This is a genomic window from Bartonella sp. TP (genome assembly GCF_030406085.1).
Lineage (GTDB): Bacteria > Pseudomonadota > Alphaproteobacteria > Rhizobiales > Rhizobiaceae > CALTWN01.
Genome location: NZ_CP129002.1, coordinates 268,266 through 292,118, shown reverse-complemented (window position 1 = coordinate 292,118; position 23,853 = coordinate 268,266). Strand labels below are relative to the sequence as shown.

Sequence of the window (23,853 nt, the reverse complement as noted above, 5' to 3'; positions counted from 1 at the left end):
AATAGCGAAATATGATTCTATTTCAAATAAACCTGCTTGCCATATTAAATAAAACTCCATATATTAACGAATAGTAAATGCGTGCTTCTCTATTTTTGAACATTAAGGAATAGAGTGTGTTTATGAGTTATATGGAGTATAAGCGTTGTGATAGTTGTTGTAGGGTGTAAACAAGAGGCGGATGCTGGTTATTACGCGCAATTTGCTGCTGAGGGTTTTTCTATGGACAGGCTACAGCTTGACGATTTCAGCGATTGGATAGAAGATGTATCAGATAATGACATTGCTTCCGTTGAAGCTTTTATATTTGATCATGGTGAAAATTTAACAGAACTTTCGCAGAAAATTAAACGGCGTTCTAGCGCTCCGCTTTTGGCCTTATTGGAAAGTGCTACTTTGCAACAAACCTTAGAATTGTTTCGTTCTGGGATGGATGATGTTTTATCTAAGCCCGTTCATATACAGGAAATTATAGCCCGTGTTGCTGCTATAGCGCGTAGAAAAAATGGTGCACTGCGAACCAATAATGGTGTTATAGAGACTGGTGCTATTCGGGTATTTAATGACGGGCGTGATCCGCAGATAAATAATGAAGATTTTGTGCTTCCACGAAGAGAGCGGCGTATTCTAGAGTTTTTGGTTACCCATAAGGGTAGCCGTGTTAATAAAACGCAATTATTCAATGCCGTGTATGGTCTTTTTGAAACAGATGTCGAAGAGAACGTAATTGAAAGCCATATTAGTAAGTTGCGTAAAAAATTAAAGCATAAACTCGGTTATGATATCATAGATTCAAAAAGGTTTTTGGGTTATAGGATTAAAGATCCTGGAGAATTAACCCCTTAAATTAAAATGTTTTTACGTGCATTAACGTATTTTTTGCTAATTTCTGTTGTTTTGTTAGAGAAGTCAAGCCTCGCACAAGTCTGATATTGTAATTTGCGCACACGATATCCAAATCAGGAGCTTATTTATGGGAATTTTTAATATGATGCGTACGAGCATCTCTGGTATGAGTGCGCAATCTGATCGTTTAGGAACTATTTCAGATAATGTTGCGAATGCTGGTACGATAGGTTATAAAAAAGCTGGTGCGCAATTTTCTGATCTGTTGCATAATGAATCATTTTCTGCTCATCAATCCGGTTCAGTGCAAACTCATGTCCGTTATGATGTAACGGTTCCAGGTTCTTTACGCTCTACGAGTGATGCAAGAGATTTATCTATATCCGGCAATGGTTTTTTTCTAGTAACCGATAAGCTGGATGGCACGGGTGAAGTTGTATTGACTAGAGCTGGGGATTTTAAGCCAGATAAAGACGGTAATTTGCGTAATTCTGCTGGATTTTATTTGTTGAAGGATGCGGATAATAAATCTGTTGCGAATGTTGGTGATACTAGCGGTAAAATTTTAGAACAAGCAAAGGCTACCACAAAGATAAAATTTTCTGGCAATTTGCCTTATGCAGGTCAACCTGAGCTTGAGGATAGTCAATTTAGTCCTGACAATCCTAAAACTTATACTCAGAAAAGCACCGTTCATACAATTGGTTTGCACGGAGAAAATGTTAGTGTGGATGTATATTTTATAAAAACAAAATCTGGTTGGACGATAGAGTGTCCTAAAAATAATGCTACGAAAAACGGCTTGAATGACTTTAACTCGATACAGGTTACGGTTGATAATAAGAATAAGGTAAGCTTTAAAGCTAATAATAATGAAATTAGCGCTGATACTGTAACAATTACAGTGGGAGACAAGACGGTTGCTTTTGATCCGACTGGGATAACTTTAAGTGGTCAAGGTATGGCGTTGCACTCTGAAGCTGATGGCCAGGCAGATGGTGCATATAATGGTTACAAGGTTAGCGAAAATGGTGAACTTTTGGTGCAATTGACTAATGGGCACCAATTGAAAAAGGGCTTTATTAACGTTGCAACAGTTGCCGCTACAGATAAATTACTATCTGCTTCTGGTACAGTTTTCAAAAAAACAGCTGAATCGGGAGAGTTTATTGTTGGTATGGCTGCGAATGGTTCTTTTGGTAAAATTGAAACGCAGCAATTGGAGCAATCAAATGTAGATATTGCTACAGAGCTTACGGACATGATTGAAGCCCAGAGAACTTATACCTCCAATTCTAAAGTTTTTCAGGCTGGTGCCGAAATGATGGATGCTGTTTTGAATATGGTTAGGTAAACATATTTTGTGGTCTAGCGTATAATTAATATATGCTTTTTCTGTTAAGTAAAAAATATAATGTTATTTATTTTTTGCTTAAAGTAAGGGATTTAAATGGGGTTAAGTGAAGCTCTTAATATAGCTAGGAATTCTTTAGATAATTCACAGCGAAGAATGTCAGTTATTTCGCAGAATCTTAGCGGGGTACACAATCCTGATTATACGCATAGAACAGTTAAGCTGCATATGATGATTGGCGGCGGCGCTCACGCTGTGCTTGAGCGTGACGCCAATGAAGCGTTGTTGACTGATTATCTGATGAAGTCGAGCCGCGCCAACGGTAGTGCTACCTTGGCGGCTGGATTGAAGCAGCTTAATGGTATATATGCCTCTGATGAATTTGGTGGCTCCCCTGCAGCTGCGCTTGCTAAGCTTAAGGCATCTATGCAGTTTTATGTTAATCAAAAGACTTCTTTTCCTGCTGCAGAGGATGTCGTTGCTAAAGCTCAAACTTTGGCCGATAGTTTAAATTTTGGTGCAAAACAAATAGAAAAATTGCGCAAAGATGCCGATGCTGAGATAGGTCAAAACGTAACACAAATTCGTGATTTGCTTAAGAAATTAGAGACATTGCAACGGCAGATTTCTAGCGCCACAGATTCAAATTTAGCTACCTATCTAGATCAGCAGGATTCTGTATTAAAAGATTTATCTTCTCATATAGCCATAACTATTGAAAGAAAAGAAAATGGCGTGGTTGCCGTGTATGCAGCAAATGGCGTAACTTTATTTAATAAAGTTGCTAGCAAAGTTGAGTATAAGCCTACGCTTCCATTGGTTGCTGGGGAAAAAGGTAATGAAGTCAAAATAGATGGTATGCCTCTTAGTCACAGTGCTTTTATTAAACCAAATGGTGACGGTAGTTTGGGCAATTTGGTGAAATTTCGTGATGATATTTGCCTTAAATATCAGAGTCAATTGGATAATATAGCCAATGGTTTGAAAAAGATATTTGCTACTTCTGGTTTGTTTACTGTAGACACTCCTGGTATACCCGGTATGGCATGGCGTATAAAAGTGGATAACAAATTTATAACCAGTGAAGGCGGAAATGCTGTTACTAAGCTAAGCAAGAGCGACTTACAAAAATTGATAGGGGCTTTGGATAAACCTATGGAACGAGAAGCTTCCTTGCTATCTACCTCTACTGGCTTAGAAGAAAATCAGTCTTTGTTAGATTTTGCAAAAAGTTCGTTAGGTTGGGTAGGTGGTGTTTATCAGCATTCTCAACAAGATGCAGAATATAGCGGTACTATGTTTGCGCATGCAGAAGAATTTTTATCTAATGCTACTGGTGTTAATAAAGATGATGAGTTAAGCTTGATGTTAGAGGTAGAGCAAAGCTATGGAGCATCGGCTAAGCTTGTTTCTGCTGTTGGTAAGATGATGGACGATTTACTCGCGGCTATTAGATAGGAATTGGTAATATGAAAATTGGTAATTTTTCCTCTTTGTCCCAAAGTTTGCTTGGCCGTAGATGGTCCGCTCGTTTGAGAGATGAAATAGATAAAAGTAGATATGAGTTAACAAAAGGCCGCCGCTTTGATATGAGTAGGGATCTAGGCTATAAAGTTTCACATTTGGCAGCTATTGATGCTAGAATTGGTACAGCAAATGGTTATATGACAAGTAATAAACTTGTCATTAATAAAATGGCTGCCGCGCAAGATGCATTGTCTGCTCTTTATTCTAAAGTAGCAGGAAAAAGTGGTCCATTGCTTTCTTATATTGAGTCTCTTACTGTTAGTCAGTCCAATAGATCCGTTGCTGCTATTCAAACGTTGGCAATGTCTGGGTTGGGCGCTCTGTCTTCCGCATTAAATGTAGAATTTAATGGTGAATATGTTTTTGGCGGTGAAAATGTAAAGCAATTGCCAATTAAAGATTTGTCTAAGGCTTTAGAAAATATAAAAAAGGCTTTCAAGGACTTTACAAAAGGTAAAGAGCCAGGCGAAATTAGCCCGGCTGATATGAAAGCTTTTTTGGCTAGCGACAATTTTAACGATTTTTTCAAAGATGCGAAATGGAAAGAAAATTTTTCTCTTGCCAGCGACAAGTTAGATAAAACACGCATTTCTGAAACTGGTGAAACCATAAATAATGGTATTTCTGCAAATGCTGCAGCGTTTAAGCAAACGATAAAAGGCTTAGTTATGGGCGCGGCTTTATTGGATACTAAATTTTCCAAAGATACTCGCCTGGTTTTATTATCAGAGAGTCGTGTTCTTATGCAGGGTATGGCATTGGATGGTATTAAGGACGAGCAATCTCGCTTAGGTGCCTCGCAAAATCGTGTTAAACAAGCCAATGAAGTTATGGCAGCGCAGCTTAATATTTTGCAATCAGCAAATTTGGATTTGGGCAGTGTTGATCCAGATGAAGCCGCAACAAAGGAGTCTGAATTAGAAACTGCGCTAAATCTTTCTTATCAGCTCACTTCTAGATTGGCTAAGCTTTCTTTAATGAATTATATTTAAAATATAGTTCAGTATTTGTAATATAGAAGCGCTAAGTTTCTTTGTAAAATTTTCAAATTGGAGTAACATATTTATGTATCAGATGCGCTATGCCGATATAATGGAAGAAGATGTTGTAAGCGGACGTGAAAGAGAAGAAATTCTTTTCGAGCGTTGCATTTCTATGTTAGAAGAGGCGCGAAAACACGGTGCTGGTTCAGCTGAAGCCATAGAAACAGCTAGTTTTATTGATGAATTTTGGTTAGTTTTAACAGAAGATTTAGGGCGGCCTGACAATGCGTTGCCAAATGATTTAAAGGCTTCTTTAATATCTATAGGCATTTATGTTATGAAGGAAACTGTTAATATGAGGAACGGCTCAGCCACAGATTTTGATAACTTAATCACGATATCTAAATCTCTTCGTGATGGTTTAGCTCCTAGATCTGCTTGAAGTTGTTTATATAAGTTTTGATGCAGGATATATAGGCATGAAAATTACTCTAAAGGCGGGAGAGAAGCTTTTTATCAATGGCGCGGTTATAGCTAGCGATAAAAAAGTTACGTTAGAGCTTATTAATGACGCTGTGTTTTTATTAGAAAACCATGTTTTGCAAAAAGAAGATACAGATACTCCGTTGAAGCAGTTATATTTTGCGGCGCAAATTATGTTGATGGAGCCCAAAAATATGGAATTAGCTTTTCCGGTATTCGTGAATATGCTGCAGCAGCTGCTCAAAACCTTTTCAGATATCGATATCATATATGGGCTTAGCGAGTGTGTTGAGTTAGCGCAAAGCGGTAAAATGTTTGAAATTTTAAAGATTTTACGTGGTCTTTTTGGGCGTGAAGCAGAAATAATGGGTAAAAAGATTAACCCGTAACCTATTTTGGATATCTTCGGGTAAGCTTCGTTTGTTAGTTTGGCATGCGTCTATGATATCTACAGAGAAAGTACCGAGATGATAGTTGATAATTTAGCTGCCTATTCAAATCCTGTTGCTGCTGAAAATAGCGCTGTACGGTCCCCTGCAGTTGCTGGACCAAAGCCTACTGCGGACTATAATACTTTTTTAAAGCTTCTTATAGCACAAATGAAAAATCAGGACCCGACTCAACCTTCAGATCCTACGAAATATATTTCGCAGCTTGCAAGTTTTTCTGCTTTAGAGGAGTCGACACAAACTAATAAAAAATTAGATGCTTTGAATACAACCTTAGGCAATTTATATGCTAACTCTTTCACTGCTCAAGCAGCTTCTTATATCGGTAAGCATGTGGAAACGACAGATGATGCTAAGGTTAAAATTGAAGGTAATATTAAGTCTATAAAGATTTGTCTTGACGGTTTAATAGCAGTTTTAGATAACGGTTCATCGGTTCTTTTGGGGCCTGGTGTAACTATTTCAGATCCTGTAGCTAAGCACGGAACCACCGAGAAAAAAACTCTAGCAGATCCCACGCATAAATTAGTTGGTTAAATTATTAGCCATTTATTTTGTTAGCTTTATTCTCTTTTTTTGTTGATGCTTGTATTTTTGCAGTCTTTGCCCTATATTATTTTCTTTAGATAGAGGCTACTTAGATGAATCAAGCAGATGCAATAGAGATGGTAACTAAAGCAATTTGGACAGTTATAGTTGCCTGTGGCCCAGCTGTGGCTGCAGCTATGGTTGTTGGTATCTTAATTGGCCTTTTTCAAGCCTTGACACAAATTCAAGAAGCAACTTTGACTTTTATCCCCAAAATATTAGTGGTATTAATTTCTCTAGCTTTTACTGCATCATTTATAGGCGGCCAAATATCAGCTTATACACAGCTAGTTTATAGTCGTATTGAAACTGGCTTTTGATTTTTTTGTTAAAGGGGATGGTTTTATAACCTCCCCTTAATAGTGCTTATAGTTTATTATTTATATTATTATTATTGTTAATCATGTTTCTTACTAAGGCTGTAATAGCGGTAAGTGCTACACCGCCAAGACCGCTACCCAAGATTTGTGCTAGTAAATGCCCAGTTACTTCATTTCCATGGGTGCTGGCAATATAGGCACTGAGTTGGCCAAGTAATAAGCCACCTATGCCGCCTGCTATTGAATTGCCTGTACGGCCAAGACTTAAACTGTTTTTGACGCCAGCGATATTACCGCCAGCAACTCCTGAAATTATTTGTGTTATGATAGGGACTAACCATTCCATTTGCTGTTCCTTTTTTGTAAATTATAATGTTTTAAATTGGTAAATTATAAAAATTGGCAAGGGGTAAAATAGTTGTCATAAGTTAATAATAAAATTTATGTGCCTAAACAGTAGCAATATTTGCGTATAAAGGTTAATATGGGTTAAAATATCGTTAGGTCTTTGTAAAAATGTCTGTTGTTCGCCCCAAAATATATGCTGCTTTAGATTTAGGAACTCATAATTGTCGTTTGTCTATAGCTAAAGCATATGAAGAAAAGCGTAGATTTAAAGTAATTGAGCGTTTTTCACGTCATGTCCTATTGGGGCGGGGCCTAACAGCTAGTGGTTATTTAAGCGATCAAGCTATGGAAAGAGCTATTGTGGCCCTGGCCCTGTGCCAAAGGAAAATAGCTAAATATAATATAGCAAAACAGCGATATGTAGCAACTCAAGCTTGTCGATTAGCTGTAAATAGGGATTTTTTTATAGCGCAAGTTTATGAAAAAACTGGTATAACATTAGAGATAATAGATAACCAGACTGAAGCGAGTTTGGCGGCTTTTGCCTGTGCTAGCCTGATTAAAAGAACAGCTCAGCCTGCTATAGTTTTTGACATAGGCGGTGGGTCATCTCAAATTTCTTTAGTTGATAATCGTTTAAAACCTGAGTTTATCGTAGACTGGTTATCGCTTTCTTTTGGCGTAGTAAATTTAGCCGAAAAATTTAGTTTAATTGACAGTATCGAGCAAAAATTTTTATTAATGCAACAAGAAGTACGATTAGCATTAAAAAATATTGTAAAGAATCGTCCTTTAGCAGCTTTAAATGAACCATATTATTTATTGGGAATGTCTGGTACAGCTACGACGCTTGCTGGTTTACATTTGGGATTAGAAAAATATGATAAAGCCAAAATAGATGGTTTGCGCCTAAAGCGAAGTCGAGTAGAGCAGTTAATTACCGAGATTCTTAACCGCAGTAATCAGGAAACACGCCTTAGCTTATATTCTGGCCGCCAGCGTGCGGAGCTGCTTTTGGCTGGTTGCGCTATTTTATCTTGTATTATTGAGTTTTGGCCTTCAGAAACGGTAGTTGTTGCTGACCGTGGTGTGAGGGATGGTATTTTGGCGCAATTTATAACTGGGCAAGATTCATGAAAGGAAATAGCAAATTACAGCGATCTCGTAAAAGATTTATCTTGGGCAAAAAAGGTGAAAAGACAGAGCCTCCTGAGCAAGTAATAGAAGCTGCAGCAAGGCCGCTGCATGTATTGCTTAAGAAAAAAGCAGGTACTATAAAATCTTCGTCTAGAAGATGGCTGGATCGACAGCTGAATGACCCTTATGTAGTGCGGGCAAAAATAGATGGATATCGTTCAAGAGCAGCGTATAAGTTGTTGGAGATAAATGAGCGGTATAATTTTTTGAAAAAAGGGCAAAAGATAGTAGATTTAGGGGCTGCCCCCGGTGGTTGGTGCCAGGTAGCAAGTAGAATAATTGGTGCAGACGGGCCCTCCTCTTCTATAGTTGCCATAGATTATTTGCCTATGGATCCTTTGGCTGGAGTTTCAGTGTTAGAATTAGATTTTTTAAGTGACGGTGCACAAAATAAATTAATAGAAGTTTTGGGGCAATCGCCAGATGTGGTTTTAAGTGATATGGCTGCTCCAACTATTGGGCATAAGCGTACAGACCATTATCGTACTATGCATCTCTGCGAGGTTGCTATGGATTTTGCGATTGATGTTTTAAAACCGAAAGGCACTTTTTTGGCTAAAACTTTTCAGGGGGGGACTGAAGGGGAAATTTTGAAAAAATTACATCGTTATTTTACTAAAGTTCATCATGTAAAACCGCCTTCAAGTCGGGCGGAGTCAGTAGAGCTATATATATTAGCGTTAGATTTTAAAGGTAATAATTTATGAAATTTTTAGATCAGGCAAAAATATATATAAAATCTGGGGATGGCGGAGCTGGTTGTGTATCCTTTAGGAGAGAGAAATCTTTGGAGTTTGGCGGTCCTGATGGTGGTAATGGAGGTCGTGGTGGTGATGTTTGGGCAGAAGCAGCTGAGGGGCTAAATACCTTGATTGATTATCGCTACCAGCAGCATTTTAAAGCGAAAACAGGCATGCATGGTATGGGGCGGAATAAAACAGGCGCAAAAGGCGCAGACGTCGTGCTGAAAGTACCGTTGGGAACACAAATTTTTGATGCAGAAAATAAAAGCTTGATCTGTGATTTAACGCAAAAAGGTCAAAGATATCTTTTGGCTAAGGGAGGCAATGGGGGTTTTGGCAATTTGCATTTTACTAGTTCGGTAAATAGAGCTCCTAGGCGTGCTAATTTGGGGCTGCCAGGTATTGAAAAATCCCTATGGTTACGTTTGAAATTAATAGCTGATGTTGGTTTAGTTGGCTTGCCAAATGCTGGAAAATCCACGTTCTTGGCAAGTGTAACAGCTGCAAAACCAAAAATTGCGGATTATCCATTTACAACTTTGCACCCTAATTTAGGAGTAGTAAAATTAGATGATAACGATTTTGTCTTGGCCGATATACCTGGGCTTATTGAAGGCGCGCATAAAGGAGTTGGCTTAGGTGATAGGTTTTTAGGCCATGTGGAACGGTGTAGGGTATTGCTGCATCTTATTAGTGTGAATAATGATAATATCCTGCAGTCTTATAAGACAGTGCGTAGTGAGTTACGAGCTTATTCAGAGGTTTTATATGAAAAGCCAGAATTTGTGGCATTGAGCCAGTGCGATTCAGTGCTAGCAAGCGAGGCAGAGATTATAGCAAAGAAGTTAGAAGAATCTATTCAAAAACCCGTGGCAATTTTATCTTCTGTTTCAAAAATTGGTGTAAATTCTTTATTGTATAAAGCTAGCACGTTTTTAAAAAATGCTGATGAAAAGGATTGAATGGCTTATATTTCTTTAGATATGCTACCGCAGGTTAAAGCTGGGCAAAAAATTGGTTTGTTTGGCGGTACTTTTAATCCACCGCATGAAGGGCATGTATTGGTTGCTAACACCGCGCTGCGTTGTTTGGGTTTAGATAGATTATGGTGGATGGTAACGCCTGGTAATCCGCTTAAAGCTAACGTTCACCTTCCATCTATAAAACATCGTGTGGCAGCTAGCGCCTTATTACTTAAGAGTTTTGAGTGTATAGATATAACTGCGTTTGAAGCAGCTCTTGCTTCAAAAAACTCGTTTGAAACTTTGCGTTATTTATCCACCCAAGAGAGTTTACATGGCGTTAATTTTGTCTGGATAATTGGCGGCGATAGTTTAGCCAATTTTCATCTATGGTATCGCTGGCAAGATTTGGCGGCTATGCTGCCTATTGCCGTTGTCTGGCGTCCCACTGCGCTGGGAGTTGAGTTAAATTCTGTTTTTGCAAAATATTATAAGAAAGCGCGAATTGCTGAACAAGATGCAGAGCAACTTGCCTTTAAGCTTCCTCCTGCTTGGTGTTACTTGCGTGGTGAATTATCAAATCAATCTTCGACTAACTTACGTATGAGATAAAATTATGACTATAAATAAAGATAAACTTTTAAAATTATTAAGCGAGCATAAGGCTGTTGATATAGTTTCTTTTGATTTGTTTAATAAAAGCAGCTTGGCGGATGCTATGATAATTGCTAGCGGTAATTCGTCTCGCCATGTCCTTGCTTTAAGTGATTATTTGTTGAAATATGTTAAAGAGCTAGGTGTAAAAAATATTCAGATTGAAGGCGCAGATTCTGGTGAGTGGGTGTTAATAGACATCGGTGATTACTTGATACATCTTTTTTGCGCTGAGGCACGTGAGTTTTATGATTTAGATAGTTTATGGAGTGAAATCACTCCTAAAATAGTGCATATAGAAGATGAGCTGAATAAAGGATAAAACGTTTGCGTATCATATTATTTGCTGTAGGCAAGCTTAAGAAAAATGCCATTAGCCAAATTTATACGCAATATTTTGAGCGAGTAAGTGCTTGCGCTAAATCGTTGGGCATACAGCATATCAGTAATTACGAAATTTTGGAAAGCCGTGCCAGCACTGCGAGCTTAAGAAAAAACCAAGAAGGTAAAAAGCTTTTAGATCTCATGCCTAAAAATGGTTATTTGATTTTATGTGATGAAAAAGGAGAAAATCTGAGCTCTATTGCGTTTGTTAGTAAGTTAAGATCTGTGATAGAACAAGGGCTAGGCGATATTGTAGTAGCGATAGGGGGGGCAGACGGATTTTGTGATGAGATTAAACAAAGAGCAAATTTAACAATAAGCTTTGGCGCTATGACCTGGCCGCATCAACTAGCACGCATTTTGTTAGCCGAGCAACTTTATCGTGCTATGACGATAATGCTAAGCCATCCATATCACAGATAGGTTTATGGAATGAAATTATCTTGTTGTTATCTGGTTGGCTTGTTGAGTATATTATTTTGCACAACGGTATCTTTTGCTAATGAGATAGGTGAAGCGCAAAGGCTTGTTGATAAAGCATTACAGGACATAAATAATAATATCCATTTATCCGAAGATAAAATTAATAAGCTAACGCAGGAAGTTGCAGCTTTGCATCAGAATCAAACGAGTTTGAATAAAGCCCTGACGCAAAGCAGTGAGAAAATGCAGCAATTGAAAAATAACTTGGTTTTAGATGAGCAAAAACTTAAAAATTATATGTTTCTTCAGCAAGAATCACAGCGAGCTTTAAATAAAGTTAGCAAAAATTTTGGTGTTGTTATTTCTGCTTTAACTACTATAGGGCTAGACCCTCCGCCTGCACTGATAGTACAGCCCGCAGACATGCAAAATATGGTGCGCGGTGCCGATTTACTGAGTTTTATGCTGCCTAAGCTGCAAAATCAAGCGGTAGAGGTGCAACAAGAATTGCATAAGCTGACGAATAATATAAAAGCTGTAGCTGAGCAAAAGAAAAATTTTGTGCGTGACCTGGAAGAGCAAGCTGCAACACAGAAAAAAATGCAATTATTGATAGCAGAAAAAGCACGTAGTGAAAATGAGGCTAAAACTGAGTTAGCACAAAATTTGCAGAATAAAATTGAGCTAGCGCAGAAAGCTCACAATCTACAAGATTTTTTAGCCAATATACAGGCAACTCGTATTGAGCAAAGTCAAACATCACAATTGCATCTAGCAGAAGAAAAGCTGCGTAAATCTATTGCATTTGAAAAATTAAAAGGTAAACTAGAATTGCCGATAAAAGGTGAAATGGAGCCAGAAATTCGTGGGCTAGGGCAGCACATAAAAGTTAAACTTGGCGGTGTGGTTGTTACTCCGGCAGATGCGGTGACTCTCTATGCTGGCAGTTTTCGCTCCTATGGCAATATGGTAATACTAGATGTAGGCGATAATTATTATCTGATAATTTCTGGCTTAAAAGAGATTTATGTTAAGGCTGGCATGTTTATAAATAAAAAATCTACTCTAGGCCGTATGGATACAAATGGTGAACTGCGCATAGAATTTCGTCGCGGTAAGCAAGTTATAAACTCAGCTGAATGGTGGGCTAGATAATGACTATTAAGAAAAAGGAAGCCATTATGTTACGAAGAGCTATGAATTTATTTATAGGGTTTTTATTAGGCATTATCTTCCTAATTTCTATACAACATTGTTTTGCTGATAATAGCGAAACCTATAAAGAGCTGAGTGTTTTTGGAGATGTATTTGAACGGGTTAAACAGGAATATGTTTTTGAGCCAAATGATAAAAAGATGGTAGAAAGTGCCATAAATGGTATGTTGTTAGCTCTTGACCCTCATTCTTCTTATATGGACGCGCAAGAAGCCAAAGAAATGAAAAATATGACCAATGGAGAATTTGCAGGATTGGGCATAGAGGTAACGTTAGATCATGGATTGGTCAAGGTGGTTTCGCCCATGGTAGGCACGCCCGCGGCGAAGGCGGGGATCTTGGCTGGTGATTTAATTTCTAAGATAGATGGCAAAGAGGTTTTAGGGCTGCCGCTTAAGGACAGTGTAGCAAAAATGCGCGGAAAAGTAGATTCTGCCGTAAAGCTTACAATAATTCGTAAGGCTGTAGCGAAGCCTATGGAATTTGAGATAAAGCGCGCTGTTATTAAAATAGATGATCTGCATTATGAAATAGCAGATGATATAGGATATATAAGATTATTGCAGTTTACAGGGCATACTTATGGAGATTTATCTAGCGCGATAGCTAAAATCAAAAAAACCATACCAACTACTAAGCTTAAAGGCTATGTGTTGGATCTTAGATTAAATCCTGGTGGTTTATTAGACCAGGCGGTTAGAGTCGCAGATGGTTTCTTAGAAGTTGGCGAAATAGTTTCTACACGTGGCCGAGAACAGCGTACGCAGATGCGCTTTAACGCAAAAAAAGGTGATTTAACTGATGGTAAACCTTTAGTGGTTTTGATAAATGGTGGTACTGCAAGTGCTGCAGAAATTGTAGCTGGGGCATTGCAGGATAATAAAAGGGCAAAAATTTTAGGTACTCGTTCTTTTGGTAAAGGCTCTGTACAGACTATAATTCCATTACCACAAGGTGGGGGCCTGCGCTTAACTACGGCACTGTACTACACACCTAGCGGGCGTTCGATTCAAGGCCATGGCATTGATCCAGATATTGAAGTTGTTGAACCTGTTCCGGCAAAATATAAGGGGCTCAAAGTGACCATAGGGGAGTCAGAGCTCAGTGGCCATATTAAAGGTACCTTAGAGAATGATAAAGGCTCCGGATCTTCTGTTTATGTTCCTGAAAAACCAGAAGAAGATTTGCAATTAAAAGCTGCTTATAAATTGCTACGAGAACAGAGTTTGATAGTTGCTAAAAGCGGAGACCAAAAGTGAGTACAGATTTGCCATATCGCCTAAGCGTTGGCATGGTGGTTTTTAATGCGCATGGTCAAATATGGCTAGGGCAGCGCCAGGCGCTTGGGATTGCTGCTGGCCAGCCTTGCATTCGAAATCTTGGTTGGCAGTTTCCTCAAGGCGGGGTAGAGAATGGCGAAGATTTATTGGCGGCTGCTAAGCGTGAATTATATGAAGAAACGGGTATGAAAACCATAAGGTTTTTAGCACAATATGAGGCGGCTTTATATTATGACTTTCCAGAAGGTATGACAAATTCTAAATTAGCGCAGCATTTTCGTGGACAAAAACAATATTGGTTTGCTTTTTTGTTTTTAGGCAAAGAAACAGAAATTGCTATCGATCCGCCTCCGGATGGTCATACAAAAGAGTTTAATAAATGGAAATGGACCAGCTTAGATACAGCTATAGAAGAAATTGTAGCATTTAAAAAAGATATTTATAAAACTATAGCAGCGGCTTTTAAAAAATACGCCATAGAACAACAATAATTTGCTAGGAAAAATGCATGATAAGCTTATTTAATTTATGTATAACCCTATTAGACTGGTACAGTTATTTTCTAACAGCCTATATTATTTTTTCTTGGCTGTATAGCTTTGGTTTGTTGCAAAATGCTTCGCCTATTATACATAATATAGCGCAGTTTATTTATACTATAATAGAGCCTGCTTTGGTGCAGATTCGTAAATTATTGCCAGCTACTAGTGGCAGCGTAGATTTTTCTCCTTTTATTTTATATTTGCTTATATGGTTTATAAAAAGCTTGTTATATGAATATGGTCTAAAGCTAATATATTAATGTATTATAGGCTAGATAAGGATGGCATAAGATTATATGTTAAAGTTAAGCCAAATAGCGCTAGTGATAAAATATTAGACATTGAAGAAGTTACCGCTGCAAATCAAGCGTGTAAATTTTATTTAGTTGTACAAATATGTGCTGTAAAACATGAGGGGCAAGCAAATAAACGCTTGTTAGCTTTTTTAGCAAAGCAATTAAAGATACCAAAAAGCAAAATAACTATTCTAACGGGTACAAAAGCAAATTATAAGACTATTAAGCTGCTAGCAGACCCTATTTCTTTAAAGGATAGGATGGGGTCGCTTGGTATTTAAAATGGAGTAAATAAAAAAGGGGAAAGCTCAGCCTTCCCCTTAACTCTTATAAATAGCTTATCTTATTGTTTGTATAAAGACAAGATATGTTGTGTAGATTGGTTAGCTATAGATAGCGCTTGTACAGCTAGCTGTTGTTGCACTTGTACAGCAGATAGGCGAGCCGATTCAGCATCCATATCCGCATCTACCAAAGCACCAACGCTCTTGTCTAGATTATTAGTCAAGAGGTTAATAAAATTCATTTGGCTGTCTACTTGTGTTTTTGCTACAGCTAAAGTAGCGTCCACATTATCTAAGGATTCAACCACCTTGTCCACTACAGCAGCAAACTTGTTTATCAAACCACTATCAAATTTGCTACCAGCCGCTTTAAGAAACGGATTCAGCTTAGCATCAAATAGATCTTTAAGCTTTCCTTGACTAGTTATAGTACTGCTCATACTAGCGCTAGCCTCGTTATAGAACGTATCATGCTCTTTTACCCAAGCGTCATGTTCAGTTTTTTTAGCACTGCTTGGCTCCGGCTTAGTAAACTTTACGCCATTTTTTTCAAGATACTCATTTCTACCTTTTGCCCATGTCTCATGTGCTGATTTGGCTGCCTTTGCGCGGGCTTCAGCCTCTGTAGCGCCTTCCGTTTTACCATCTTTAAGTTGCGGGGTAGTACTATAATTAGTAGTTGGCTCAGCTGCGCTATATGGCGCTAGATGTCCTGTCAATTGCAAATCTGCTTTGTTAAGAGTGATTTTGTCAACTTGGAAGGCACCATTTTCTCTATGGAAAGAGGCTACGATTTCAAATGCGCCGTTGCCGTCGTTTTCTAGAAAGTTATCTCCATCTAGCGATGCATTGGCTATAGCTTTTTGAATATTACTTAAATGTGCATTCACACTAGCTTGCAATTTTTGTAATTTGCTGTCGCTTTTTGCATTAGAGATTGCTGTACCAGCATCACCTTTAATTCCATTGATTTCTTCGCGAATGGCTTTTACCACTGCTTGAGCTTGGCCGATTTTAGCTTGACCAATTTTCAATGAATCATTAACGGTGCTCAATTGCGTTCTATCGCTACGCATAGAGTTTGACAAACCCCAATAAGCTATGTTGTCTTCTGCTGAAGAAATACGTAGGCCTGTTGAGATTTTTTTTTGTATGCCTAACATGTCGCCGCTGATCTTTTTAAGAGTCAACAAAGCTGTCATGGAGGCTTCGTTAGTAAGTAAACTACTCATAGCTTAGTCCCTTTAATATTGATTTGGGACATGCTTCGCAAGAAGCGCAAGCAGATCGGCTGCATGCCTACAGCAATTAATATACTGCTCTGCTCAATTTAGTTTTTTTTACCATTTTTTATTCGCTTGTGCAATAGTTATTAATAAATTTTTTAACTTTTGCAGTACTTATTTGTAGTGTGGGTAACTTTTGTGTCTTATATAGGGGCAGTAAACTTTTGCGCGCATGCTTTGCTAAAAACAACCCTTGTGCAGGCAGTAGCTTTGCGCTTTACCTACGCACTTATATAGCTTTTGTAAATGATATTTATTTTTTCTTAACAATAAGCCATGTAACAGCAAACTCTAAGATAAAAAAAGGGGAAGGCTAAGCCTTCCCCTTAATGCTTATAGATAATATATCCTATTGTCTGTATAAAGACAAGATATGTTGTGTAGATTGGTTAGCTATAGATAGCGCTTGCACAGCTAGCTGTTGTTGCACTTGTACAGCAGATAGGCGAGCCGATTCAGCATCCATATCCGCATCTACCAAAGCACCAACGCTCTTGTCTAGATTATTAGTCAAGAGGTTAATAAAATTCATTTGGCTGTCTACTTGTGTTTTTGCTACAGCTAAAGTAGCGTCCACATTATCTAAGGATTCAACCACCTTGTCCACTACAGCAGCAAACTTGTTTATCAAACCACTATCAAATTTGCTACCAGCCGCTTTAAGAAACGGATTCAGCTTAGCATCAAATAGATCTTTAAGCTTTCCTTGACTAGTTATAGTACTGCTCATACTAGCGCTAGCCTCGTTATAGAACGTATCATGCTCTTTTACCCAAGCGTCATGTTCAGTTTTTTTAGCACTGCTTGGCTCCGGCTTAGTAAACTTTACGCCATTTTTTTCAAGATACTCATTTCTACCTTTTGCCCATGTCTCATGTGCTGATTTGGCTGCCTTTGCGCGGGCTTCAGCCTCTGTAGCGCCTTCCGTTTTACCATCTTTAAGTTGCGGGGTAGTACTATAATTAGTAGTTGGCTCAGCTGCGCTATATGGCGCTAGATGTCCTGTCAATTGCAAATCTGCTTTGTTAAGAGTGATTTTGTCAACTTGGAAGGCACCATTTTCTCTATGGAAAGAGGCTACGATTTCAAATGCGCCGTTGCCGTCGTTTTCTAGAAAGTTATCTCCATCTAGCGATGCATTGGCTATAGCTTTTTGAATATTACTTAAATGTGCATTCACACTAGCTTGCAATTTTTGTAATTTGCTGTCGCTTTTTGCATTAGAGATTGCTGTACCAGCATCACCTTTAATTCCATTGATTTCTTCGCGAATGGCTTTTACCACTGCTTGAGCTTGGCCGATTTTAGCTTGACCAATTTTCAATGAATCATTAACGGTGCTCAATTGCGTTCTATCGCTACGCATAGAGTTTGACAAACCCCAATAAGCTATGTTGTCTTCTGCTGAAGAAATACGTAGTCCTGTTGAGATTCTTTTTTGTATGCCTAACATGTCGCCGCTGATCTTTTTAAGAGTCAACAGAGCTGTCATGGAGGCTTCGTTAGTAAGTAAACTACTCATAGTTTAGTCCCTTCATATTGATTTGGGACATGCTTCGCAAGAAGCTTAAACAGATCGGCTACATGCCTGCAGCAATCGATATGCTGCTCTGCTTAATGCAATCTCTCTACCATGTTTTTTTCGCTTGCACAAGAGTTATCGATAGATTTTTTAATTTTTGCGGTGCTTATTTGTGGTGTGGCTAGCTTTTGTGTCTTATATAGAGGCAATAAATTTTGGGGAGCATGATTTGCTAAAAATAGCTCTTGTGTAGTTAATTTGTGCTGTACGTCTAGTGCAGCATGGCGGGCTGCCTCTGCGTCCATATCTGCTTCTATCAAAGCGCTTAGCTTGCCGCCAAGGGTATCTTTTAATTTTTTTAAGAAATCGACATGGCTATCTATTTCTTTTTCTGCAGAGGCTAATAGGGCATCTATTTTATTTATATAGGCTAGTGTAATTGCTATGGCCTTGGCAAAATCGGTATAGGATTGTAATTGCTCTATTTGTTTTATAACGGTTGGGCTAAAAACATTTTGTGCGGTTTTAAATAGCAAACTCAATTTACCGTTTGCAAAATCTATACCGTTTTGGGTTTGACTAGCCAAGGTTAATTCAGATTTTTGTAAGTTAATTTTCTCGGCTTTAATTCCATTTTTGTTATAAGAAAAAGAAGAAACTAACTCAACTGTGCCATTGGAGTCGCTAGTTAGTAAGTTGGTAATATCTAAGCTCGCATTGCTTAATTCAGTTTTTATATTATTTAGACTTGTTTTTATATCATTTTTTATAACTGTTAATTTTTGCGGATTGTTGATGTTGCTGACAGCGATAATAGTTTTGTTGTTTATATTATTTAGTTCTTTACGTATTTGCTTAGTATTTTTAGAGGCTTGTTGGAGGATTTTGCTGCTCAAATTTAATGATTCTTTTATGGTTGCTAAGGTAGAAGCATTTGAGCGTGCAGAGTTGGCATTACTCCAATAGTCTGTATCAGGCTTTGTTTTACTAATTCGCACATTGCCTGTTATGGATTCTTTATTATCATTAAGTTGCCTTGGCAATTTTTTTAAAGTTTGCTGAACGGTTGTAGGTGCTCTATTTGTGATAGGGCGCGTGCTTGTAATATGGTTAGTTTTTATATTTTGTGAAGCCGCCATATTGCCAGAATATAAATTGTTATATAAATGCGCGTATAACACGCTAACAATTTGCGCTATTTTATTGTCATAGAAATTTTCAAAAACATAATAGCTTTGATCTTTTCTGATCGCGCTAGCATTTTTTTCTATGTTTAACATAATAGCTCAATCCTTATTATGATAAATAATCTTTAGCTTTTATAGTTTGTATTGTTCTTGTTGAAGATTGCATTAATAGAGTTTCGGTTTTTATATAATCTTTTGTGATTTTGACACCGGAAAGCATATTGCCATTTGTAACACCAGTAGCCGCAAAAAGCACATCGCCAGCTGCCATTTCCTCTACCGTATAGATTTTTTGCGGGTCTGTAATGCCCATGGTAGCAGCACGGTTACGTTTTTCTTCTGTGTCTAAAATAAGCTTGCCAAATATTTGTCCGCCCAGGCACCGCATGGCCGCGCTAGCTAGTACACCTTCTGGTGCGCCACCAATACCTACATATAAATCTGTGCCAGTTATATCGCTACTCGCCGTTTCTATAACGGCTGCTATATCACCGTCGGTAATTAAGCGAATTCGAGCTCCGGTTTGCCGAGCTTCTTTTATTAACGCGGCATGTCTGGGGCGGTCCATGATACAAATTGTAAGCTCTTGTGGATGCACAGCTTTGGCCATAGCTAGTTTTATTATGTTATCGCTTAAGGGGGCGTTTATATCTATGATATTTTTTGCATACCCAGGGCCAACGGCAATTTTTTGCATATAAACGTCTGGTGCGTAGAGCAAGTTGCCTTTTTTAGCCATGGCAATTACGGCTAGGGAATTTGGCTGATTCTTAGCGCATAAAGTTGTACCCTCTAGCGGATCTAAAGCTATATCAATAGCTTGACCATGTCCTGTGCCAACTTTTTCTCCAATATACAGCATAGGCGCTTCATCTCTTTCGCCTTCCCCTATTACTATAGTGCCATCCATATTTATTTTATTTAATGCGCTACGCATAGCGTCAACCGCGTATTTATCTGCCTCTTTTTCATCTCCGCAGCCCCGCATTTTAGATGCACCTATTGCACCTTGCTTTGCAACTTCTACAATATCTAAGATTAAATTTTTATCCAATCCATCAGCTGTCTTTATAGACATAGGCATTTCCTTAACTACTTTTTGCGCGTTCTATGGCGGCTAGTATCATTTCTTTTGCGTAATCTGGTCCTTGCCAACCGTCGATGCGTACCCATTTATCTGGCTCTAGATCTTTATAATGCGTAAAAAAATGCTCAATTTGTTGCATAGTAATAGGGGGCATATCTTTATAGCTATGAACATGATTATAGCGCTGGGTAAGTTTTTGTGTGGGTACGGCTATGATCTTTTCGTCTAAGCCGCCGTCATCTTCCATCATTAATACACCTATAGGCCTAACATTAATTACGCTACCTGGAACGAGTGGGCGTGTATTACATATTAGTACGTCTATTGGGTCGCCATCTTTTGAAAGCGTATTTGGTACGAAGCCATAATTGCCAGGATAGCTCATAGGCGTATGCAAAAAACGGTCAATGAACAACGCTCCAGAAGCCTTATCCATTTCATATTTTATTGGATGGCCGCCTATAGGAACTTCTATAATAACATAAATATCTTCTGGAGGATTTTTTCCTACTGGTATTTTTTCTATATGCATTTTATAGGTTCCTTATTTCTTTAAGTTCTATTACACACGGCTTTTTTCAAAACGTTTTCTTTCATTCGGGTCTAGATAGAGTTTACGCAGGCGTATGTTTTTGGGTGTAACTTCTACTAGTTCATCATCCTGTATCCAAGATAATGCGCGCTCTAGCGTCATTTTAGTCGGCGGGGTTAGTTTAACCGCTTCATCTTTACCAGAGGCCCTCATATTTGTTAGTTTTTTTCCTTTTAGAACATTTACTTCTAAATCATTATCGCGAGAATGTATGCCTATTATCATGCCTTGATAAACTTTCGTGCCAGCATCTATTATCATTGGACCGCGATCTTCTAGATTAAATAAAGCATAAGAAACAGCTTCGCCATTATCGTTAGAGATCATAACGCCATTCACACGACCTGTTATTTCGCCTTTATAAGGCTGATAGGCATGAAACAAGCGATTCATGACAGCCGTGCCTCGTGTGTCGGTTAGCAATTCTGATTGATAGCCAATGAGGCCGCGGGTAGGGGCATAAAACACCATGCGCACTCTATTGCCGCCAGAAGGGCGAAGCTCTACCATTTCTGCTTTGCGCTCTGACATTTTTTGTACAACTATACCAGAATGCTCTTCGTCTACATCAATTACAACTTCTTCTATAGGCTCTAATGTCTCACCATTGTCGTTTTTGTGCATTACTACGCGCGGTCGAGAAACACTTAGTTCAAATCCTTCCCGACGCATATTTTCTATTAAGACAGCTAATTGTAGCTCGCCACGGCCAGATACATAAAAAGAGTCTTTTTCTGAAGATTCTTCAATTTTTAGAGCAACATTGCCCTCTGCTTCTTTCATTAAGCGGTCGCGTATAATCCTACTTGTTACTTTGTCGCCTTCGGTACCAGCTAGAGGACTGTCGTTTACTAAAAAACTCATTGTCACTGTAGGCGGGTCTATAGGCTGCGCCTTTAAAGCTTCGTTGACGCTAGGATCGCAAAATGTGTCGGCTACAGTGCCTTTTTGCAAGCCAGCTATTGCTACTATATCGCCAGCCAGGCCTTCTTCAACAGCTTGCCGCTCTAATCCGCGAAAAGCTAGGACTTTTGAAATTCTGCCGTTTTCTATTAGAGAGCCGTCTTGCGCAAGAACTTTAACGCTTTGATTTGGTTTTACATTGCCAGAATATATGCGTCCAGTGATTATGCGTCCTAAAAATGGATCTGACTCTAATATCGTGCCTATCATTCTAAATGGTCCAGCTTCTACTCTGGGAGCTGGAACGTGTTTTATTACCATTTCAAATAGAGGCGCTAGCCCTGCGGATTTATCCCCATCTTGTTGTTCTGACATCCAGCCATCACGCCCAGAGCCATATAATATAGGAAAATCTAACTGTTCTTCTGTTGCATCTAAAGCGGCAAAGAGGTCAAAAACTTCATTTACTACTTCATCTATACGAGCGTCTGGTCTATCAACTTTATTTATGGCGACTATAGGGCGCAACCCCACTTTTAAAGCCTTGCCTACTACGAATTTTGTTTGTGGCATCGGACCTTCTGCTGCATCTACCAACACGATAGCGCCGTCGACCATATTTAAGATACGTTCTACTTCGCCGCCAAAATCTGCGTGGCCAGGAGTGTCAACTATATTTATTCTAGTATCTTTCCAAACAACAGATGTTGCTTTTGCTAAAATAGTTATGCCGCGTTCTTTTTCAATATCGTTAGAGTCCATCATACGTTCTGATGTACGCTGATTTTCTCGAAAATTGCCAGATTGGGTTAAAAGCCCATCTACAAGAGTGGTTTTACCATGGTCAACATGGGCGATGATAGCGATATTTCGCAGCTGCATGACTTGTCTCAATTATAGTTAATATATAGTTAGGATTATATCATTTTCGTATAAAGCGCAAGTCTTTTTCGCTAGAATTTACAGCAATGTTCCGCGCATAACTACCATGGCGATGCTAAAATAGATAACTAGGCCAGTTACGTCTACTAATGTAGCCACGAATGGGGCGCTGGCGCTGGCGGGGTCAAAGCCGAACCTTTTTAGTAAAAATGGTAACATAGAACCGGTTAAAGAGCCAAAAGTAACTACACCGACAAGGGAAAGGCAGACGCTAATTGCTATTAGCATAAAATGCTCACCATAATTGTAGAATCCAGAAAATTGCCATAAAAGTATTCTTATAACAATTATTATGCCTAGCAAGCTGCCCAATGCTACTCCAGTAGGCAATTCACGTAGGGCAACGCTAAACCAATCTTTTATTTTTAACTCTCGCAAGGCTAAAGATCTTATTACAAGTGAGGTAGCCTGCGAGCCTGAATTACCGCCAGAGCTCATGATTAATGGTATGAATAAGCTAAGTACCGTTGCCTTTTCAAGCTCACTATTGAAATATTGCATGGCGCTGGCTGTAAGCATCTCGCTAATAAATAAGGCACAAAGCCAACCAGCTCTTTTTTTAAACATTTCAAAAAAGCTGATGTGCGTATATGGCTTATCCAACGCTTCCATACCACCAAATTTATAAGTATCTTCGCTCATTTCTTGTGCCATTGAGTCTAGCACATCGTCTACTGTTACTATACCTATAACGTGATTTCCGCCATCTACCACTGGCACTGCTAGTAAGTCGTGGCGCCTGAAAAGGCGAGCAACATCTTCGCGATCGGTATATGGAGAAATTGCTATTGGTTGTTCGCCGCGCGCTGCGGTTAGAATATTTTCTTTGCCATCTGCCAAGATAAGGTTGCGCAAGGAAATAGCGCGAAGCAACTCGCCAGTATGGGGATCTATAACATAGCTAGAATAAACGGTCTCGCGGGTATGCTCTACGTCGCGTATGTGGGCTAAGGTAGTTTCTACACTCCAAGTAGAAGGAACGGTAATGAACTCTGTGGTCATTAAAGAGCCAGCGCTGCTATCTGGATAATCCCTTAGCTTATTTATCTCAGCGCGTGTAACCGGAGAAAGTAAGGCAAAAAGATATTTTTGCGCTGTACTATCCATTTTTTGAAAGACGTTCTTTGCTTCATCTGCCGACATTCCGTCTAATATTGCCTTAGCTTTTTCTGCTGGCAGATTTTCTAATAACTCTTCTCGGTTTTGTAGTTCCGGTTTGTCAAAGAGTTCAATTGCATAGCCAAGATCTAGCCTATTGATAATGTCAACACATTCGTCTAGCTCGCAAGCATTTATCAGATCTATGGCATCTGCAAAATGTAATGTTGTTAATTGCGCAGCTAATTCTTGTGGCGGAAGAGTTAAAAGATAGTGCAATGGGTCGTTATCTTTGTCCATAGTAGCAGTTTCCTATTTAAAATTTAGCCGATTCTTAATCGCAAGATAGGAGTTGGTT

27 protein-coding genes are annotated in these 23,853 nt (G+C 38.8%); 19 read left to right on the top strand and 8 right to left on the bottom strand.

The window, feature by feature from the left end; genetic code table 11:
• Nucleotides 1-147 precede the first annotated feature (147 nt).
• The 8 genes from QVL57_RS01480 to fliQ all read left to right on the top strand — a co-directional run bounded on the left by QVL57_RS01480 (nucleotide 148) and on the right by fliQ (nucleotide 6,550).
• Complete coding sequence (locus QVL57_RS01480) at nucleotides 148-846, top strand: response regulator transcription factor (protein ID WP_290076920.1); 699 nt, start codon at nucleotides 148-150, stop codon at nucleotides 844-846.
• Between the two features lie 127 nt (nucleotides 847-973).
• Nucleotides 974-2,200 (top strand): flagellar hook-basal body complex protein, encoded by a 1,227-nt coding sequence (locus QVL57_RS01475; protein WP_290076918.1) that lies wholly within the window; start codon nucleotides 974-976, stop codon nucleotides 2,198-2,200.
• Between the two features lie 96 nt (nucleotides 2,201-2,296).
• Nucleotides 2,297-3,658 carry a flagellar hook-associated protein FlgK gene (gene flgK / locus QVL57_RS01470; RefSeq protein WP_290076916.1) on the top strand — a complete coding sequence of 454 codons (1,362 nt, stop codon included), beginning with the start codon at nucleotides 2,297-2,299 and terminating at the stop codon, nucleotides 3,656-3,658.
• Nucleotides 3,659-3,669: 11 nt separating this feature from the next.
• Complete coding sequence (locus tag QVL57_RS01465; RefSeq protein ID WP_290076914.1) at nucleotides 3,670-4,719, top strand: flagellar hook-associated family protein; 1,050 nt, start codon at nucleotides 3,670-3,672, stop codon at nucleotides 4,717-4,719.
• Nucleotides 4,720-4,792: 73 nt separating this feature from the next.
• The gene (gene flaF, locus QVL57_RS01460) at nucleotides 4,793-5,152 is read left to right on the top strand and encodes a flagellar biosynthesis regulator FlaF (RefSeq protein WP_290076912.1); all 360 of its coding nucleotides are present in this window, start codon (nucleotides 4,793-4,795) and stop codon (nucleotides 5,150-5,152) included.
• A gap of 37 nt (nucleotides 5,153-5,189) precedes the next feature.
• The gene (gene flbT, locus QVL57_RS01455; RefSeq protein WP_290076910.1) at nucleotides 5,190-5,582 is read left to right on the top strand and encodes a flagellar biosynthesis repressor FlbT; all 393 of its coding nucleotides are present in this window, start codon (nucleotides 5,190-5,192) and stop codon (nucleotides 5,580-5,582) included.
• Between the two features lie 78 nt (nucleotides 5,583-5,660).
• Nucleotides 5,661-6,179: a flagellar hook assembly protein FlgD gene (gene flgD, locus QVL57_RS01450; protein WP_290076908.1), complete on the top strand. Its 519-nt coding sequence runs from the start codon at nucleotides 5,661-5,663 to the stop codon at nucleotides 6,177-6,179.
• A gap of 104 nt (nucleotides 6,180-6,283) precedes the next feature.
• Nucleotides 6,284-6,550, top strand: a complete 267-nt coding sequence (fliQ, locus tag QVL57_RS01445; protein ID WP_290076906.1) for a flagellar biosynthesis protein FliQ — start codon at nucleotides 6,284-6,286, stop codon at nucleotides 6,548-6,550.
• Nucleotides 6,551-6,596: 46 nt separating this feature from the next.
• Here fliQ and QVL57_RS01440 read toward each other — a convergent pair whose 3' ends face one another.
• Nucleotides 6,597-6,896, bottom strand: a complete 300-nt coding sequence (locus tag QVL57_RS01440; RefSeq protein ID WP_290076905.1) for a hypothetical protein — start codon at nucleotides 6,894-6,896, stop codon at nucleotides 6,597-6,599.
• A gap of 170 nt (nucleotides 6,897-7,066) precedes the next feature.
• Between QVL57_RS01440 and QVL57_RS01435 the strand changes: the two genes are divergently transcribed.
• From QVL57_RS01435 to QVL57_RS01385, 11 genes are read left to right on the top strand one after another with little or no spacing between them, the layout of a single operon-like run.
• Nucleotides 7,067-8,035: a Ppx/GppA family phosphatase gene (locus QVL57_RS01435; RefSeq protein ID WP_290076904.1), complete on the top strand. Its 969-nt coding sequence runs from the start codon at nucleotides 7,067-7,069 to the stop codon at nucleotides 8,033-8,035.
• Nucleotides 8,032-8,802, top strand: coding sequence for an RlmE family RNA methyltransferase (locus QVL57_RS01430; protein WP_354669856.1), 771 nt, complete (start codon nucleotides 8,032-8,034; stop codon nucleotides 8,800-8,802). The genes QVL57_RS01435 and QVL57_RS01430 overlap by 4 nt, the downstream gene beginning before the upstream one ends.
• Nucleotides 8,799-9,800, top strand: coding sequence for a GTPase ObgE (gene obgE / locus QVL57_RS01425; protein WP_290076902.1), 1,002 nt, complete (start codon nucleotides 8,799-8,801; stop codon nucleotides 9,798-9,800). The genes QVL57_RS01430 and obgE overlap by 4 nt, the downstream gene beginning before the upstream one ends.
• Nucleotides 9,801-10,412: a nicotinate-nucleotide adenylyltransferase gene (locus QVL57_RS01420; protein ID WP_290076900.1), complete on the top strand. Its 612-nt coding sequence runs from the start codon at nucleotides 9,801-9,803 to the stop codon at nucleotides 10,410-10,412.
• Nucleotides 10,413-10,416: 4 nt separating this feature from the next.
• On the top strand, nucleotides 10,417-10,776 hold the full coding sequence (gene rsfS, locus QVL57_RS01415; protein WP_290076898.1) for a ribosome silencing factor: 360 nt from the start codon (nucleotides 10,417-10,419) through the stop codon (nucleotides 10,774-10,776).
• Nucleotides 10,777-10,781: 5 nt separating this feature from the next.
• A complete protein-coding gene (gene rlmH / locus QVL57_RS01410; protein ID WP_290076895.1) occupies nucleotides 10,782-11,261 on the top strand; it encodes a 23S rRNA (pseudouridine(1915)-N(3))-methyltransferase RlmH in 480 nt (159 codons plus the stop codon).
• Between the two features lie 9 nt (nucleotides 11,262-11,270).
• The gene (locus tag QVL57_RS01405; RefSeq protein ID WP_290076893.1) at nucleotides 11,271-12,416 is read left to right on the top strand and encodes a peptidoglycan DD-metalloendopeptidase family protein; all 1,146 of its coding nucleotides are present in this window, start codon (nucleotides 11,271-11,273) and stop codon (nucleotides 12,414-12,416) included.
• A 26-nt stretch (nucleotides 12,417-12,442) separates the two neighbouring features.
• Entirely contained in the window at nucleotides 12,443-13,735 is a 1,293-nt protein-coding gene (locus tag QVL57_RS01400) for a S41 family peptidase (RefSeq protein ID WP_290077429.1), read from the top strand.
• A complete protein-coding gene (locus QVL57_RS01395; protein WP_290076891.1) occupies nucleotides 13,732-14,247 on the top strand; it encodes an RNA pyrophosphohydrolase in 516 nt (171 codons plus the stop codon). The genes QVL57_RS01400 and QVL57_RS01395 overlap by 4 nt, the downstream gene beginning before the upstream one ends.
• A 17-nt stretch (nucleotides 14,248-14,264) precedes the next feature.
• Nucleotides 14,265-14,558, top strand: a complete 294-nt coding sequence (locus QVL57_RS01390; protein ID WP_290076889.1) for a YggT family protein — start codon at nucleotides 14,265-14,267, stop codon at nucleotides 14,556-14,558.
• Entirely contained in the window at nucleotides 14,558-14,875 is a 318-nt protein-coding gene (locus tag QVL57_RS01385; protein WP_290076888.1) for a DUF167 family protein, read from the top strand. Before QVL57_RS01390 ends, QVL57_RS01385 begins: the two co-directional genes overlap by 1 nt.
• Nucleotides 14,876-14,937: 62 nt before the next feature.
• Here the strand turns inward: QVL57_RS01385 and QVL57_RS01380 are convergent, their stop codons facing one another.
• From QVL57_RS01380 to mgtE, 7 genes are all read right to left on the bottom strand, one after another.
• Nucleotides 14,938-16,110 carry a flagellin gene (locus QVL57_RS01380; RefSeq protein WP_290076887.1) on the bottom strand — a complete coding sequence of 391 codons (1,173 nt, stop codon included), beginning with the start codon at nucleotides 16,108-16,110 and terminating at the stop codon, nucleotides 14,938-14,940.
• 403 nt (nucleotides 16,111-16,513) lie between these two features.
• Nucleotides 16,514-17,686, bottom strand: coding sequence for a flagellin (locus QVL57_RS01375; RefSeq protein ID WP_290076885.1), 1,173 nt, complete (start codon nucleotides 17,684-17,686; stop codon nucleotides 16,514-16,516).
• A 92-nt stretch (nucleotides 17,687-17,778) separates the two neighbouring features.
• Nucleotides 17,779-18,966 (bottom strand): flagellin, encoded by a 1,188-nt coding sequence (locus QVL57_RS01370; protein ID WP_290076883.1) that lies wholly within the window; start codon nucleotides 18,964-18,966, stop codon nucleotides 17,779-17,781.
• Nucleotides 18,967-18,982: 16 nt separating this feature from the next.
• A complete protein-coding gene (gene glpX / locus QVL57_RS01365) occupies nucleotides 18,983-19,957 on the bottom strand; it encodes a class II fructose-bisphosphatase (protein WP_290076882.1) in 975 nt (324 codons plus the stop codon).
• A gap of 4 nt (nucleotides 19,958-19,961) precedes the next feature.
• On the bottom strand, nucleotides 19,962-20,492 hold the full coding sequence (ppa, locus tag QVL57_RS01360; RefSeq protein WP_290076881.1) for an inorganic diphosphatase: 531 nt from the start codon (nucleotides 20,490-20,492) through the stop codon (nucleotides 19,962-19,964).
• Nucleotides 20,493-20,522: 30 nt separating this feature from the next.
• Nucleotides 20,523-22,337: a translational GTPase TypA gene (gene typA / locus QVL57_RS01355; RefSeq protein ID WP_290076879.1), complete on the bottom strand. Its 1,815-nt coding sequence runs from the start codon at nucleotides 22,335-22,337 to the stop codon at nucleotides 20,523-20,525.
• 78 nt (nucleotides 22,338-22,415) lie between these two features.
• The gene (gene mgtE / locus QVL57_RS01350) at nucleotides 22,416-23,795 is read right to left on the bottom strand and encodes a magnesium transporter (protein ID WP_290076877.1); all 1,380 of its coding nucleotides are present in this window, start codon (nucleotides 23,793-23,795) and stop codon (nucleotides 22,416-22,418) included.
• Nucleotides 23,796-23,853: the final 58 nt, after the last annotated feature.